Genomic DNA, 14,048 nt, shown 5'->3' with positions numbered 1-14,048 from the left:
ACTCGCCATGGATGCGGGACATTAATGCATTCTTTCCCGGGTCCCCCAGGTCCCGATCCTCCCATTTTTATTGTAATTGTTAAGACCCTATAGACAACCGTCATGGGGATTTGCAACATATTTTAACCATTCATTTTTTGACCATGTCAACGATCATTGCCAACGAACTGAAAAAGCATGCTGCCACAGATTTCCTTCCACTAGAAGGAACCGATTATGTGGAGTTCTATGTAGGCAACGCCAAGCAGGCCGCCCATTTCTATAAAACAGCATTTGGATTCCAGAGCCTGGCCTATGCGGGCCCCGAAACCGGGGTAAAGGACCGTGCCAGCTATGCTGTACGGCAGAACAAACTGACCTTTGTGTTCACTACCCCTTTGAGGGCGAATAACCCGATAGCAGACCATATCTACAAACATGGTGACGGGGTGAAGGTTTTGGCCCTTAGGGTGGATGATGCTAGGAAGGCCTGGCAGGAAACCACTTCCCGTGGAGGGCATTCCTATATGGAACCTACCAGGTACTCCGATAACCATGGAGAGCTGGTGATGAGCGGGATCCATACCTATGGTGATACCGTTCACCTGTTCATTGAAAGGAAGAACTATACCGGGGCCTTCCTTCCCGGTTACCAGCCATGGGTGAGCCATTATAACCCTACCCCAACCGGATTGCTGTATGTAGACCATTGTGTGGGTAATGTAGGATGGAACCAGATGAACAAATGGGTCGACTTCTACCAGGAAGTGATGGGATTCAGGAATATCCTGAGCTTCGATGACAAGGATATCTCTACCGAATACTCCGCCCTGATGAGCAAGGTGATGAGTAACGGTAATGGTTATGTGAAGTTCCCGATCAATGAGCCAGCCGAAGGAAAGAAGAAGAGCCAGGTGGAAGAATACCTCGAATTCTATGATGGGGAAGGTTGCCAGCACGTGGCACTGGCTACCAATAATATTGTTGAAACCGTTACAGCACTTCGCGACAGGGGAGTGGAATTCCTGAAAGTTCCCACCACCTACTATGACGACCTGTTGGACAGGGTAGGAAAGATCGATGAGGATATTGAACCGCTGAAGGAACTGGGAATCCTGGTGGACCGTGATGAGGAAGGATACCTGCTGCAGATCTTCACCAAGCCGGTTGAAGACAGGCCAACCCTTTTCTTCGAGATCATCCAGCGTAAGGGAGCCAAGAGTTTTGGAAAGGGAAATTTCAAAGCCTTGTTTGAAGCTATAGAAAGGGAACAGGAAGTTCGCGGTAACTTGTAATGGATAGTTCCTTATTACCAAAAGGCTTTCCTGTTTTGTAAGGTAGTTGGTGGAAGATGGGCATTAATAGCCGGTTCCACCAACTTTTTTTAGGAGGGTAAGGCTTACTTGCTTCATTTTCAATCAGCATTTTTGTTAAATCGGGATTAACAGCCAACCATGGGGACAATTCTTTCTTCTTACCAAAGCTTTGTATTATTTTTATAGTGAACTAACCCATGATCGTGCTGCGTTACCAGTAGCTGCGGTACCTGAGAAACTATGAAGAAGAGTATTCTTTTAGCATGCCTCCTCGTAACGGTTTTGACCTACGGCCAGAACGCGTACAAGCCTAATTTTATCGATTACCAAAAGAGCTTCCCCAGGACCAGCGAAGCCTTGCGCAAGAAAGAAGATACGCTAATGAAGCAATTCATAGCGAAAGGCTTGGAATGGCCAGCAAGGTATCTCTACATCCGTTCATTCAAATATGATAGCCAACTGGAAGTATGGGTAAAGAATGAAAGGAATGCCCCATACAAACTTTTCAAAACCTATAAGGTCTGTGCGATGGCGGGTACCCTTGGTCCCAAGCGCATGCAGGGCGATTACCAGGTTCCGGAAGGATTCTACTATATCAATGAATTCAACCCGAAGAGTACCTATCATTTATCATTGGGGTTGAACTATCCCAATGCATCCGATCGTTACCTGAGTGATTTGGAGCAGCCGGGTGGGGATATTTACATCCACGGCAGTTGTGTGACCACGGGCTGTATCCCCATTACTGATGTCCAGATTGAGGAGTTATACGTGCTGGCGGCTTATGCCAAGGCACAAGGGCAGGATTTTATCCCTGTACATATCTTCCCCGTTAATTTCAACAACCAGCGCAGTGTAGATTACCTGTCCAAATACCTTCGTGATTTTGCGGACTATGGCCCCCTGGCCAAACGATTGAAAGAAGTATTCTATTACTTCGAACAGAACAAGCAGTTACCAGTGATCATGGTGAATACCAAGGGGAATTATGTTGTGGATGAGGACGTGGCCAAGGCAGTTCCCAACAAGGTGGAAAAACTGGTTGCCCCTGCAGAACCTGTTGTAAAAAAGGAAAGGGTAAAAGTTCCTTTCAATGAAAATGAGATACCCACAACAGTTACCAGGTTGCCTGAATTCCCCGGAGGCAGTAATGCTTTCAAAACCTACCTGAATGGGCTGAATAAGGATTTGTCCTGTTACCTCAGCGAAGACCAGCATACCGCCTACGTATTGGTAGAGTTCATCGTGGACAAAGCGGGTAATATCATTAACCCGCGTATCCTGAAAGGGGGTAATGACCGCCTGAACGAACACCTGCTGGATGCGTTGGAAACAATGCCCAAGTGGAATCCTGCCGTAAAGCAGCAGCAGGCTGTTCCAATGAAACTCAAGCAAACCATCCTTATTGAATCAAGGCCTGCGGCTTAACGCAGCAATACTTGTACGGTGTCCGGTGTCTGTTGTTGCAGTACCAGGGTGCGGCCTGCCGTCATCTTTTGTAACAAGTCAGGGGTATAATGCCTGATGGTCAAAAGGCTCAAGCCTTTCTCCACATTTACATCAAGGAATCCCGATGCAGACAGGGCCAGTTGTTCGATCTTATCTGCCTTATCATCCAGTGCACAAAGGAAACTGATGGCGCCATTCTGGGTGAGGTTTGGCTTGATATTCAGGTTCTCAAACAGGTGGTAAAGTTGCCCAACAGCCTTTTCGCCCACAAAAGAGAAATCCCTTGAGCTGAGTTCCAATAAAGCCTGTTGTTCCTTTACTACGATGATGGGGGGAAGGCCCTTGATGGGGTTGTTATGGATGGTGGTTCCAGGCAGGGAGGGTTCCAGGAAACATTTTACCAGCAGGGGAATGCCCTTGTTCTGCAGGGGCTTGATGGTCTTGGGGTGGATCACCTGGGCACCGTAATAGGCCATTTCGATCACTTCGCTGTAGTTGAGTTCCGGCATCAGGGTGGCTTCCGGGAATTTCTTGGGGTCTGCGCTCATTACCCCTTCCACATCTTTCCAGATGGTCTGGCTTTCAGCATCCAGCATATTGGCGAAGACCGCAGCAGTATAATCACTTCCTTCCCGTCCAAGGGTAGTGCTTTCATTTTCATCAGTGGCACCAATGAAGCCCTGGGTGATCACCCTGTTGGTGGAAGAGAATAATGGCTTTACCTGTTCATTCACTTGCTTCCGGGTAAAATCCCAGTCAATATTGGCATCCCTGAAAGTCTCATCCGTTCGGAAGATATCCCTAACATCGATCCATTTGTTCGCAACACCGGATTCATTCAGGTAGGCGCTTACAATGGTGGTGGATAGCAATTCACCGATACAAACGATCTGGTCGTAGTAATAGTCATAGTCCCGAACTGGCTCATCGTGGAGCAGCCATTCCACTTCGGTAAAGAAGTTGACCAGTTCCTGTTCGCAGGCAAGGTAGTGCTGAACCAATAGGTATTTGGCAGTGGTCAGGTGTTGCTGCTTTACCTGTTCGAATAACTGCAGTGATTCCTCTTTCTTTCCCGCAAAAAAAGCTTCGGCAACTTTTTCCAGGGCATTGGTGGTCTTGCCCATGGCCGAGATCACGATCAGCATTTTTTCACCTTCATACAACCGGAGGATATTGGCTACCTGCTGGATCCTTTCTATGCTATTAACGCTGGCGCCGCCGAACTTGAATACTTTCATGCGAAGAATTTGGAGCTGTAAAATTGGGGATTTTTGCGATTGAACCTTATTGTTGGACGGCCTGAATTTTGAATTTCCCCGTTTTAACGTGTCCGGACTACACAATCATTATGAGCTCCGTAGTTTTCCTTCTACATTTGCCGCACTCCATAAAACGATCGCAATATGAGTTTAATCAACAGAAAAGTCCTTACCCTGGATGAATTCACGATCCAGCAGTTGCGCATGTTTCCCCATGCCACCGGTGAATTGAGTAGCCTGCTAAGGGATATTGGCCTGGCCTCCAAACGAATCAATGTAGAAGTTAACAAGGCCGGGTTGGTTGATATCCTGGGTGATGCGGGTAGTGTGAATGTGCAGGGGGAAGAAGTTAAGAAGCTGGATGTGTTTGCCAACAACCAGATGGTAGGGGTGCTCCGTCATGGTATCAGTTGTGCCGGTATTGGCAGTGAGGAACTGGATGATATAGTGATCTTCGATGATGAGGTAAGTAACCAATCCAAGTATGTGGTCATGTTCGACCCGTTGGATGGTAGCGGAAATATTGACGTGAATGTGTCGATCGGTACGATCTTCAGCGTGTACAGGAGGGTATCTGAACTCGGGAAGCCTTGTACCAGGGAGGATTTCCTGCAGCCCGGGCATCGCCAGGTGGCAGCAGGATACGTGATTTATGGCAGCAGTACCATGCTGGTGTATGCCACCAGGAGGGGAGTTAACGGCTTCACCCTTGACCCTTCCATTGGTGAGTTCTGCCTGAGCCATCCCGATATCAAATGTCCCGAGTTCGGCAAGATCTATTCGGTGAACCATGGCAATTTCTTCCAGTATGATGAAGGGGTGAGGAAGTATATCAATAATTGCCAGCAAAAAACAAAGGATAACTGTGGACCCTATACGCAGCGCTATATTGGTTCAATGGTAAGCGATGTGCATCGTAACCTGATCAAAGGGGGCATTTTCATGTATCCCGGCACTATTGATAAGCCCAAGGGTAAATTGAGGTTGTTATATGAATGCAACCCGTTTGCCTTTATTGTTGAAGTAGCCGGAGGTAAGGCCACCAATGGCCAGCAAAGGATCCTGGACATCCAGCCGCATGACCTGCACCAGCGTACCCCGCTCTTTATTGGCAGCAAGGGTATGATGGAAGAACTGGAATCCTGCCTCTGATAACTTTTATGGTATAGATATTGCAAGGCCATAGGGAATATAACCCTATGGCTTTTTTTATGGTCCGTAAATATTGCATCCTTATTCTTTCCCTGTTCATTTTCCTGGCGGCATGTACCACCAAACCGGCAGCCAAATCTGGTTCCAGCCCGGTTAAAAAGTCATCTGGCTCTTCCATTGCCTATTCGACGCTGGAGACAGATATCCTGGAGGAAGTTAACCGATACCGCAGGTCAAAAGGCAAACCAACCCTGAGGTCCAATAGTGTGATGGATACTGAAGCTGCGGTACATAGCCAACGGATGGCCAGCGGCAAGACCCCTTTTGGCCACAATGGTTTTGACGGCAGGATCGCCAGGGTAGAGAAGCGGATCGGTTACCTGAAACAATCCGCCGAAAATGTGGCGTATGGAAAATTTTCCGCCAGGCAGGTGGTGCAGGAATGGCTGCAGAGCCCCGGCCATAAGCGCAATATTGAAGGCAATTTCAACCTCGCAGGGATTGGGGTTTCAAGGAATGGCAAGGGGATCATTTACTATACCATGATCTTTTCATTGAAACCATGACCCTGCTGTTGGCCATGATTCAGTAACTTGCCTGCCTATGGAATCCAGGACCATCATTTCAGTTACTGACCTGCGAAAGCAGTACGGCAATTTTGAAGCAGTAAAAGGCATCAGCTTCGATGTGAAGGAGGGTGAGATCTTCGGGCTATTGGGACCCAATGGAGCCGGCAAGTCCACCACCCTTGAAATCATCGAAACCCTGCGTACAAAATCCGGCGGAAAGGTAGTGGTGGATGGACATGACCTTGACAAGTCACCTGAGGCCATTAAAAAGATCATTGGCGTACAGCTCCAGGCTGCAGGCTATTATCCCGGACTGAACCTTACAGAATTGATAGAACTCTTTGCCGGGCTCTACAACCGGGAGGTAAAGCCAATGGATCTATTGGCAAAAGTTAACCTGCAGGACAAGGCAAAGGCAAAGTATAAGGACCTGAGTGGCGGTCAGAAACAACGTTTTTCCATTGCCACTACCCTGATCAACCACCCCAGGATCATTTTCCTTGATGAGCCTACTACCGGCCTGGACCCGCAAGCCAGAAGGAATTTGTGGGAACTGATCGCCGATATCAGGAAGCAGGGGACAACGGTCATCATCACCACCCATTATATGGACGAGGCAGAGTTCCTGTGCGACCGTGTGGCCATCATTGATTCCGGAAGGATCATAGCAGTGGATTCCCCTGCTAAGTTGATCGATGACCTGATCGCTACCGGTTTTGAGCGGAAGACTGCAGTGAAGAAGGCCAACCTGGAAGATGTATTCATTGAAATGACCGGTCATGAGCTAAGGGAAGGATAGGATAGTATAGGATAGGGCCAGTCGCAATCATTGGTGGCCTGGTGCTGATTGATGAAATAAAATCCTTTCATTTGGATGACAGAAACTATTAATAAATCATTCATTTAACCAATAATATGGATCCCCGTTATCCCATCGGAAAGTACGAGCCACAGCCATTTTCAGCTACCCTCCTGGAAGAGCGCCTGATCGATATCAAGTTCCTGCCCCAATTGCTGGAGAATGCCATCCTTAACCTTGATGAAGCACAACTCAATACTCCCTATAGGGAAGGGGGCTGGACACTCAAACAAGTAGTGCACCATGTTGCCGATAGCCATATGAACGCCTATACCAGGTTTAAATTGGGGCTTACAGAGGATAACCCGACCATCAAGCCCTATGATGAGGAGGCCTGGGCTGAATTGCCTGATGTGGAGGTCGTTCCCATCAATGTGTCCCTTACCCTGCTGCATGCTATGCACAACCGCCTTTACCATACCCTGAAAGCCCTTACCGAAGAACAATGGCTGGAAAGGACGATCTACCATCCTGCCAGTAAGCTTACTATCACCTTGTGGGACTTGTTGGGTATGTATGTATGGCATGGCAAACACCATGTGGCCCATATCACCACCCTCAGGGAAAACAGGAACTGGTAAAACGGCCTGCTAACGATAATCCATAAACGAAATTGTTACCATCCATGCATTGGAAGACCCTGGAATCAACCTATATCAGCGACCATATCTATTTTACTGCGAGAAGGGACAAGTGTCAGAGGGAAGACGGGGCCATTATCGATCCCTACTTCGTGGTAGAACTGCCGACATCGGCTACCGCCCTGGCTTTGACCGAGGACAATAAGGTATTGATGGTAAAGCAGTACCGCCACCCGATCGGGGAGGTGATACTGGAAACCCCGGGTGGGTTTATTGATCCGGGGGAGGATTTTGCCACTGGTATGAAGCGTGAACTATTGGAAGAGACCGGGTATTCCTTCCAGGAGATTGAATACCTGGGAAGGGTAGCAGCCAATCCTGGCGTCCTGAATAACTATACTGAACTCTACCTGGCAAAAGGAGGGGTGAAGGCACAGGAACAGGCGCTGGATCACAATGAAGAGATCGAGATCGTGGCCATTTCGATCCAGGAGTTAAAGGAAATGCTCGTGAATAACGAGATCAAGCAATCCCTTCATGCCAATTGTGTGTTCTATGCCTTATTGAAAATGGGTATGCTGGAGTGGAGAAGCTGATCTTCGCTTAAGCTATACCGTTGCTTCCCCTACTACGAATACACTTCCACAAACCAAAATCATGTCCTCGCCGGAAGCTGCTTCCCTTGCGGCCTTCACTGCATCCATGACCTTTGGGTAGGCCTGTCCTTCGAGACCGGCCAAACGGGCTTTCTCCTGTAGGTCACTGGCGGGTAAAGCCCTCGGAATGGAAGCCTGGGTGAAATAATAATGTGCCCTTTTGGGTAGCAGTGACAATACTTTATCAATCTCCTTATCCTTCACCATCCCGATTACGATATGCAACCGGGTATAGGTACAAAGTTCCAACTGGTTAAGGATAGCACGGACGCCATCTTCATTATGGCCTACATCAAGAACCATGGTGGGATGATGCCCCACCACTTCCCAACGACCATGTAAACCGGTTATCTTCCTTGCTGAAGCCAGTCCCTGGTGAATGGCTTTTTCCGGGATGTTCCAGCCTTTTTCCTGCAGTATATGGATGGCCTGTAATACCCCGCGGATATTCCTGGCCTGGTAGGCTCCGGGCAGGTCCAGCTGGTAGGTCTGGGCATCCTGGTGATGGCCCGACCTTACCTGTACGAAAAGTTTATGGTCACGATATTCCCAATTAAGGAGCTGTTGTGTTTCCTGGGCCAGGTAAAGGGGGGCTTCCCGATCATGAGCCGCTTTTTTGAAAACAGGCAGGGTTTCCGGCAGGACCTCGCTGATCACAACGGGGATGCCTTTCTTAATGATCCCGGCCTTTTCGAAGGCGATCTGGTCCAGGGTATTACCCAATAGGTTCATATGGTCCCAGCCAATGTTAGTGACCAGCGAAAGCTCAGGATTAATGATATTGGTGCTGTCGAGCCTTCCGCCCAGTCCGGTCTCAATAACGGCTATATCTACCCGATTTTCTGCAAACCAGGAAAAGGCCATGGCGACGGTGATCTCGAAGAAGGAAGGCTGGATGCTGGCAATAAGGGGTTTTACTTTTTCGGTGAATGCCACTACAAAAGATTCCTCCACCATTCTCCCATTTATCTTGATTCGTTCCCGGAAATCCTGCAGGTGAGGAGAAGTGTATAAACCGGTTGAATACCCGGCAGACTGTAGTACCGCTGCCAGCATATGGCTGCTGGAACCCTTGCCATTGGTCCCGGCAATATGGATGGACTTGAACTGTTGGTGCGGATTGCCCAATGCCTCACAAAGGGCAATGGTATTGTGCAGGTCTTTCTTGATGGCCAATGCCCCCTGCTTGCTGAACATGGGCAGTTGGCTATAGAGATAATCGATCGTCTCCTGGTAGGTCATTGGACAAAGCTACAAAAGGAGGTCATAAGATTTTCCTTTGTATAATACCCAGGAAGAAATCAAAGGTTGAATCATTGATTGCTGAAGTGATGGATGACAAGAAAGGCGGCTAGTTTTTCAACCTGAAGTTGAAGAGGATGGTGCCGATCTGTTCTTCGCCTGTAGCATTGAACTTTACCTGCATTGCCTTCCGGATGGCAATGGCTTTCATATTGGAGTTGGAAGTGGTAGATCCCCTGGGTTGGTATACAGCAGAGATCACTTTGCCATTTCCATCGACCCGGATATCCACTGCAACTTTTGCATTTTCATTGAAGTCATCTTCAAAACTGGGCAGCCCTACCAATTTCCTTCCGGTAAGCCCCCGTGCGATAGAAACCCCTGACTTACCTGATCCTCCATTGCCTTCATAGTTGGTGGAATTGGGGTCGCCTCCAGGCTTTCCCTGGTCGCCATAACCTCCAGCAATACCCTGGTTGCCTCCCTTCTTGTAGGAATCAGCCTCATTACCCCCTGTTCCATTACCTGAAACACCCTTGAACACCGCTTTAGGCTTGGGTGGGGTAGGTGTTGGATTGGTAACCGGTGTATTGGTGGAAGTGGTTTTGGGTTTGTTGGCCACCTCCTTTTCCGGGATCCTGGTGGCGTTGGGTTTGGACAGGTCCGGCTTTTTTACCACGGGTGCGTCCTCTTCACTATCATCGGTCTCCACATCCCTTGCATCATTTGCTGCTATGGCTTGTGTTTGTGGCGGGGTGTATTGCGGCTGTTCTGCAGGGGCGGGGCTTTCGGGTGACATGGGCTGGTCATCGCCCAGGCCCTGGTCGCTATTACCCAGGTTGACTTCAATTCCATCTTCCAATAATGGCTCAGGGACAGTTGGCAGGGACCATTTCACCATGAAGAAAATGATCAATAGGGTGGCCACCACTGCAGCGGTATACCCGCCGGCCTGGATATTCTTCTTTACCTCGAATTCGTTGGTCATAGTGTTCAATACCGGATTGATCTATGTAAATGTACAATTGTTTGGATAGAAAGGGGTAATTAGGCCCTTATTAGTCTTTGGTGAAAATGTTAAATATGGCAGCAGGTATAGGCTCATCTAACCAGAAGCCCTGGACCGGGCAGGGAGGTTGGCGATCAGGAGTCCGCTCATGACCAGGACACCACTTAGGATATGCATGAACGTTATTTTCTCCTTAAGTAACCACAGGGCTTCTACAGCGCTGAAGACCGGTATCAGGTTGCCGAACAAGGCTGTTCTTGCGGCACCCAGCCTGGCAATGGCGGCATTCCAGCAAAGAAAGGAAATTACAGAAGCGCCCAGGCCCAGGTAAAGGATTACACCCAACAGGTAGCCATTCCATTGAATGGGGGCGGCTGACCTGGTTTCTAAAAGATAGGCGGGAAGCAGTAAGATGGTCCCCAAAGAAAAGATGATAAAAAGGAAACTGACCGGGCTTATGGCAGCTGGTTTTCTCCTTACCAGGATGGTGTAAATAGAAAAGGCAAGTGCTCCCAATAAGATCAATGCATCCCCTTTTCCAAAATGAAGGGCCAGCAGGTTTTCCCAATTGCCGCGCGCTAACAGGTAGAGTATTCCCATTACGCAAAGGGATAAGCCCAGTATCCTTTGCCAGGTCAATGCTTCCTTAAGGAAAATCCTTGCCATGATGATGGCCATGATAGGGGAGGAAGTGGTCCCGATCAGCGCCATGTTGATGGCCGGTGAGTAATGGCCGGCGATGTAAACAAAAGTGTTGAAAAGGCTAACGCCTGTAAGGGCTGTCAGCAGGAAATATTTCCATTCCTTTCGAGCCAGCGGCCAATCCTGACGGAAGGAAGTCCATGCAATGGGTACCATCAGGATGGATGCAGTCAGCCAGCGATAGAAGGCCAGGGCAATCGGTGGGATATCCCGGATCACCCCCCTTGCCACAATGAAATTTCCGCTCCAGATAATGGTAGCTATTACCGCTAATCCGGCTCCAACCAGTAGATGTTGCTTGGTTTGGGTGGACATATCCCTGAATGGCTGTTGCCAGCCTGGTTTAATGTGCGAAATCCAGTTCGTAGTTGCCTTTGATCCTTTCTATCGGTGGATTATAATAACCGAATTTCAGCTTGGGGAATTCTTCCTTCAGCAGTTCCATCATTTGTTTCACACCCATGCATTCACCGGTTTCGGCAACACCGATCTTACCCAGGTACCAGTCCGGATCGATATTGAAATTGCGCCATTGGATCATGCAGAGGTCGGTGTCAATGATTAGTTTGCGCAGTGCTTCATACTCTTCTACACTATCGGTCATCCCAGGGAACACAAAATAATTGATAGAGGTCCAGCCACCATAACTGCGCATCACCTTGAGGCTTTCGATGATGTCATTGAAATCGTAGTTGTTGGGGCGGTAATAGGGCATGTAAACCTCCCTCCGGGCACTGTTGGTGCTAACCCTGATGCTGTTGAGTCCCGCTTCGCAGAGCGCTTTCACGGCATCCGGCCTGGAGCCATTGGTATTGATATTGATACTTCCCTTGGGGGTATGCTTGCGGATCTCGATAATGGCATCGCGGATGGTTTCCCACATCAGCAGGGGTTCTCCCTCACAACCCTGGCCGAAGCTGATCAACGGATAGGGAGCGGATTCCAGGTGTGGAACAGTGAACTCCACGATCTCCTCAGCAGTGGGTTTGAAGTTCAGGCGGTCCTGGGTGGAAACGATCGGTTCCTCGTCAGGCTGTAGGGATATACAGCCCACGCAATTGGCATTACAGGCGGGGGAAGAAGGCACAGGGCATTCCCACCTTCCCATAAAGTAATTGCGCGCCGCGGGGCAATGGTAGGTATTGCAGCAATTGTCCGCAAGGTGCTTCACCAGGCGGTTATGGGGAAATGCCTGCAGGAATTGCTTAACACCGGTTTGGATCACTTTGTCGTCATAGCCTTCACATTCCTGGCGGATATCCTGTTCGATCCTGACAGCAGGTACATAGAATTTTCCATCGAGCCAGCCAACAGCCGTATAGCAAAACAGTGGAAGGGTAGGAGCATCAGGCATGGTCTCATAGGCTGCCAGGAATAAACCTGTATGGGCTGGCGGGATGAATGCCGCTACTGCCCAGCCTTTTTCACACAAACGCATTTCACCGGTTTCCACATCAATCCCGATCCCTTTCCTTCCGGGAAGTTCATAAAGGTTGCCACCACTGGGCAATTCTATCCAGTCCTCCACTTCGATAGGGTACACATCCCAGCCGGCACGGCCAGGGGTGTATAAACTGGTATCCTCAAAAATATTTCCTTGCCCGTCTGAATACAGGATATAGGGAGATTGCTTGATCATCCTGCAAAGGTAAGCAATCGGGAGTCGAATATCAGCCCCTGTTGACCCATTGGCCTAAAAGCTGTATTCCACTAGTTTAAAGGGGGTCAACCAGGAGTTAAACTGCCTGCTCTTGTCTTCAATAATCCCATACATTTTACTGTTTGGGCCACCCGTACTGAATAGGGTATAAACAAGATCCGTGCTATTGTTACCGAGTTTCCAATGACCATTGGCAGGATCAAAGAGTATCATGTTACGGAATCGCTCGGTTGTTGAAAACGGTACCATCAGCAGTTTATCCCGGTAATTTTGGAGATGCAGGATAGGGACTTCTATACAAAGCCTTCTCAGATCCTGAGAATTCAGGTCCAATACTTCAACAAAATAATTTGAAGTATAGTAGCCTTCCATATCAAAGGTTTTAGTATAGGCAGATAGGTAAAGCTTTCCATGGATGGCCACGGCTGATTGGTAGTCTTTCTCACCTTTAAGATCAACATGACTCCAGGACCGGTTTTCAAGATCATAAATGTCAACAGTTGCTTTTGAAGCCTCGGTGGCCTGATCGGTTCCACCAAGGATAATTACCTTACTGCCATCGTGAACGATTATTGGCCGAAACCTTTTTTGGGTCATTTTTGCTATGGTCCATTTCATGGTCTTGAGGTCAAGTATCTCTACAGTATCCGTTTTAATACCGTATGAGTATTCATCCCTCATTCCCCCTGTAACCAATACCTGGTTAGCTGCAGCAAAAGATGTAGCCCCATACTGCCTTCTTTCCATTTTGCTTTCTTTCCATGTCTTGCTATTCAGGTCATATATGTTAATGCTATTGGTTACCGCTTTGTTTGATAGGATGCCTCCGGCCAGGATCAACTGACCATCAGTTTGGCTGAGGCTCATGCCGAACCTGGGTTCGGGAGTGGCAATACTATTCGTATCTCCAGAAAGGGGATTGATCCTCGTAATACTTCCCGGAAAATCATATTCACCATCAATTCCATACATCTCATCCAATAGAAAAAATTCATTGTTATACTGCACAAGCTGCATGTTAGATGCAAGCCTATGGAAAAATATATTCCTTTCTGAAAAGGATAATTGCCTGTCTGTTGGAAGTGCAGTAGCGTTTATCATTACCTTCACGGTATCTATATCCATCCTATTGAAATTGTCTACTACCTTCAGGATAAATGTGTATTCTCCGGGGTCTTTGAAATAGACCTCAGTGTAACTCTTTCTCATTTCCGCGATATAGGGGTAACTATTGCCGTCGGGTTTAGCAATAATGTTCCATTCATACGAAAGAATTGTGCCATCGGGATCACTTGAAGCATTTCCATCCAGTATGGCTACCATGGGTTGGTACTGGCATTGGTCATTGGAGGAATTAATAAAGATTTCAACCGGTCCCATCACTAGTGATGTATCCTTGCCTGCATCAGCGATGGGGGCCTTGTTTTGGGGAGTGGGGAATTCCCTTTCATCGTCTTCCTTGTTGCAACTGAAGATAAGTGTCGTGCTGACCAATAGCACTGCCAGAATCGGCTTGATAGAGGTGCCCATAACATAAGGTTTAATGGTTTGAAAAAGGGGCTATTGTACCAAATTCAACGCAGCAATCACCTTATGAATTTACTTCATATTTATG

Annotated in this window: 13 protein-coding genes; 7 read left to right on the top strand and 6 right to left on the bottom strand. The window is 48.2% G+C overall.

The window, feature by feature from the left end:
- Positions 1-143 precede the first annotated feature (143 nt).
- On the top strand, positions 144-1,274 hold the full coding sequence (hppD, locus tag KJS94_RS06415; protein WP_214446485.1) for a 4-hydroxyphenylpyruvate dioxygenase: 1,131 nt from the start codon (positions 144-146) through the stop codon (positions 1,272-1,274).
- 261 nt (positions 1,275-1,535) lie between these two features.
- Positions 1,536-2,723, top strand: coding sequence for a L,D-transpeptidase family protein (locus KJS94_RS06410; protein WP_214446484.1), 1,188 nt, complete (start codon positions 1,536-1,538; stop codon positions 2,721-2,723).
- Here KJS94_RS06410 and KJS94_RS06405 read toward each other — a convergent pair.
- Positions 2,720-3,982 (bottom strand): aspartate kinase, encoded by a 1,263-nt coding sequence (locus KJS94_RS06405; RefSeq protein WP_214446483.1) that lies wholly within the window; start codon positions 3,980-3,982, stop codon positions 2,720-2,722. The two genes, KJS94_RS06410 and KJS94_RS06405, sit on opposite strands and share 4 nt — an antisense overlap.
- A gap of 165 nt (positions 3,983-4,147) precedes the next feature.
- On the opposite strand from KJS94_RS06405, the gene fbp reads away from it, so the two are divergent.
- The 5 genes from fbp to KJS94_RS06380 all read left to right on the top strand — a co-directional run bounded on the left by fbp (position 4,148) and on the right by KJS94_RS06380 (position 7,760).
- Positions 4,148-5,155 (top strand): class 1 fructose-bisphosphatase, encoded by a 1,008-nt coding sequence (gene fbp, locus KJS94_RS06400; protein WP_214446482.1) that lies wholly within the window; start codon positions 4,148-4,150, stop codon positions 5,153-5,155.
- A gap of 47 nt (positions 5,156-5,202) precedes the next feature.
- Positions 5,203-5,721, top strand: a complete 519-nt coding sequence (locus tag KJS94_RS06395) for a CAP domain-containing protein (RefSeq protein WP_214446481.1) — start codon at positions 5,203-5,205, stop codon at positions 5,719-5,721.
- Between the two features lie 37 nt (positions 5,722-5,758).
- Positions 5,759-6,523 (top strand): ABC transporter ATP-binding protein, encoded by a 765-nt coding sequence (locus KJS94_RS06390; protein ID WP_214446480.1) that lies wholly within the window; start codon positions 5,759-5,761, stop codon positions 6,521-6,523.
- Between the two features lie 116 nt (positions 6,524-6,639).
- Entirely contained in the window at positions 6,640-7,164 is a 525-nt protein-coding gene (locus KJS94_RS06385; RefSeq protein WP_214446479.1) for a YfiT family bacillithiol transferase, read from the top strand.
- Between the two features lie 44 nt (positions 7,165-7,208).
- Entirely contained in the window at positions 7,209-7,760 is a 552-nt protein-coding gene (locus KJS94_RS06380) for an NUDIX hydrolase (protein ID WP_214446478.1), read from the top strand.
- 12 nt (positions 7,761-7,772) lie between these two features.
- On the opposite strand, the gene KJS94_RS06375 is transcribed toward KJS94_RS06380, so the two are convergent.
- From KJS94_RS06375 to KJS94_RS06355, 5 genes are all read right to left on the bottom strand, one after another.
- Positions 7,773-9,062, bottom strand: a complete 1,290-nt coding sequence (locus tag KJS94_RS06375) for a bifunctional folylpolyglutamate synthase/dihydrofolate synthase (RefSeq protein ID WP_214446477.1) — start codon at positions 9,060-9,062, stop codon at positions 7,773-7,775.
- Between the two features lie 109 nt (positions 9,063-9,171).
- A complete protein-coding gene (locus tag KJS94_RS06370; protein ID WP_214446476.1) occupies positions 9,172-10,050 on the bottom strand; it encodes a hypothetical protein in 879 nt (292 codons plus the stop codon).
- Positions 10,051-10,167: 117 nt separating this feature from the next.
- The gene (locus KJS94_RS06365; protein WP_214446475.1) at positions 10,168-11,088 is read right to left on the bottom strand and encodes a DMT family transporter; all 921 of its coding nucleotides are present in this window, start codon (positions 11,086-11,088) and stop codon (positions 10,168-10,170) included.
- Positions 11,089-11,116: 28 nt separating this feature from the next.
- Positions 11,117-12,412, bottom strand: coding sequence for a radical SAM family protein (locus KJS94_RS06360; RefSeq protein WP_214446474.1), 1,296 nt, complete (start codon positions 12,410-12,412; stop codon positions 11,117-11,119).
- Positions 12,413-12,466: 54 nt separating this feature from the next.
- A complete protein-coding gene (locus KJS94_RS06355; protein WP_214446473.1) occupies positions 12,467-13,963 on the bottom strand; it encodes a Kelch repeat-containing protein in 1,497 nt (498 codons plus the stop codon).
- Between the last annotated feature and the right edge of the window lie 85 nt (positions 13,964-14,048).

This window comes from Flavihumibacter rivuli, from assembly GCF_018595685.2.
GTDB classification, from domain to species: domain Bacteria; phylum Bacteroidota; class Bacteroidia; order Chitinophagales; family Chitinophagaceae; genus Flavihumibacter; species Flavihumibacter rivuli.
This window is presented reverse-complemented; position numbering and strand designations above follow the sequence as displayed.

Coding starts and splice junctions, on each gene's coding strand:
- hppD (WP_214446485.1), top strand. CDS start 144: ATGTCAACGATCATTGCCAACGAACTGAAAAAGCATGCTGCCACAGAT.
- KJS94_RS06410 (WP_214446484.1), top strand. CDS start 1,536: ATGAAGAAGAGTATTCTTTTAGCATGCCTCCTCGTAACGGTTTTGACC.
- KJS94_RS06405 (WP_214446483.1), bottom strand. CDS start 3,982: ATGAAAGTATTCAAGTTCGGCGGCGCCAGCGTTAATAGCATAGAAAGG.
- fbp (WP_214446482.1), top strand. CDS start 4,148: ATGAGTTTAATCAACAGAAAAGTCCTTACCCTGGATGAATTCACGATC.
- KJS94_RS06395 (WP_214446481.1), top strand. CDS start 5,203: ATGGCTTTTTTTATGGTCCGTAAATATTGCATCCTTATTCTTTCCCTG.
- KJS94_RS06390 (WP_214446480.1), top strand. CDS start 5,759: ATGGAATCCAGGACCATCATTTCAGTTACTGACCTGCGAAAGCAGTAC.
- KJS94_RS06385 (WP_214446479.1), top strand. CDS start 6,640: ATGGATCCCCGTTATCCCATCGGAAAGTACGAGCCACAGCCATTTTCA.
- KJS94_RS06380 (WP_214446478.1), top strand. CDS start 7,209: ATGCATTGGAAGACCCTGGAATCAACCTATATCAGCGACCATATCTAT.
- KJS94_RS06375 (WP_214446477.1), bottom strand. CDS start 9,062: ATGACCTACCAGGAGACGATCGATTATCTCTATAGCCAACTGCCCATG.
- KJS94_RS06370 (WP_214446476.1), bottom strand. CDS start 10,050: ATGACCAACGAATTCGAGGTAAAGAAGAATATCCAGGCCGGCGGGTAT.
- KJS94_RS06365 (WP_214446475.1), bottom strand. CDS start 11,088: ATGTCCACCCAAACCAAGCAACATCTACTGGTTGGAGCCGGATTAGCG.
- KJS94_RS06360 (WP_214446474.1), bottom strand. CDS start 12,412: ATGATCAAGCAATCTCCCTATATCCTGTATTCAGACGGGCAAGGAAAT.
- KJS94_RS06355 (WP_214446473.1), bottom strand. CDS start 13,963: ATGGGCACCTCTATCAAGCCGATTCTGGCAGTGCTATTGGTCAGCACG.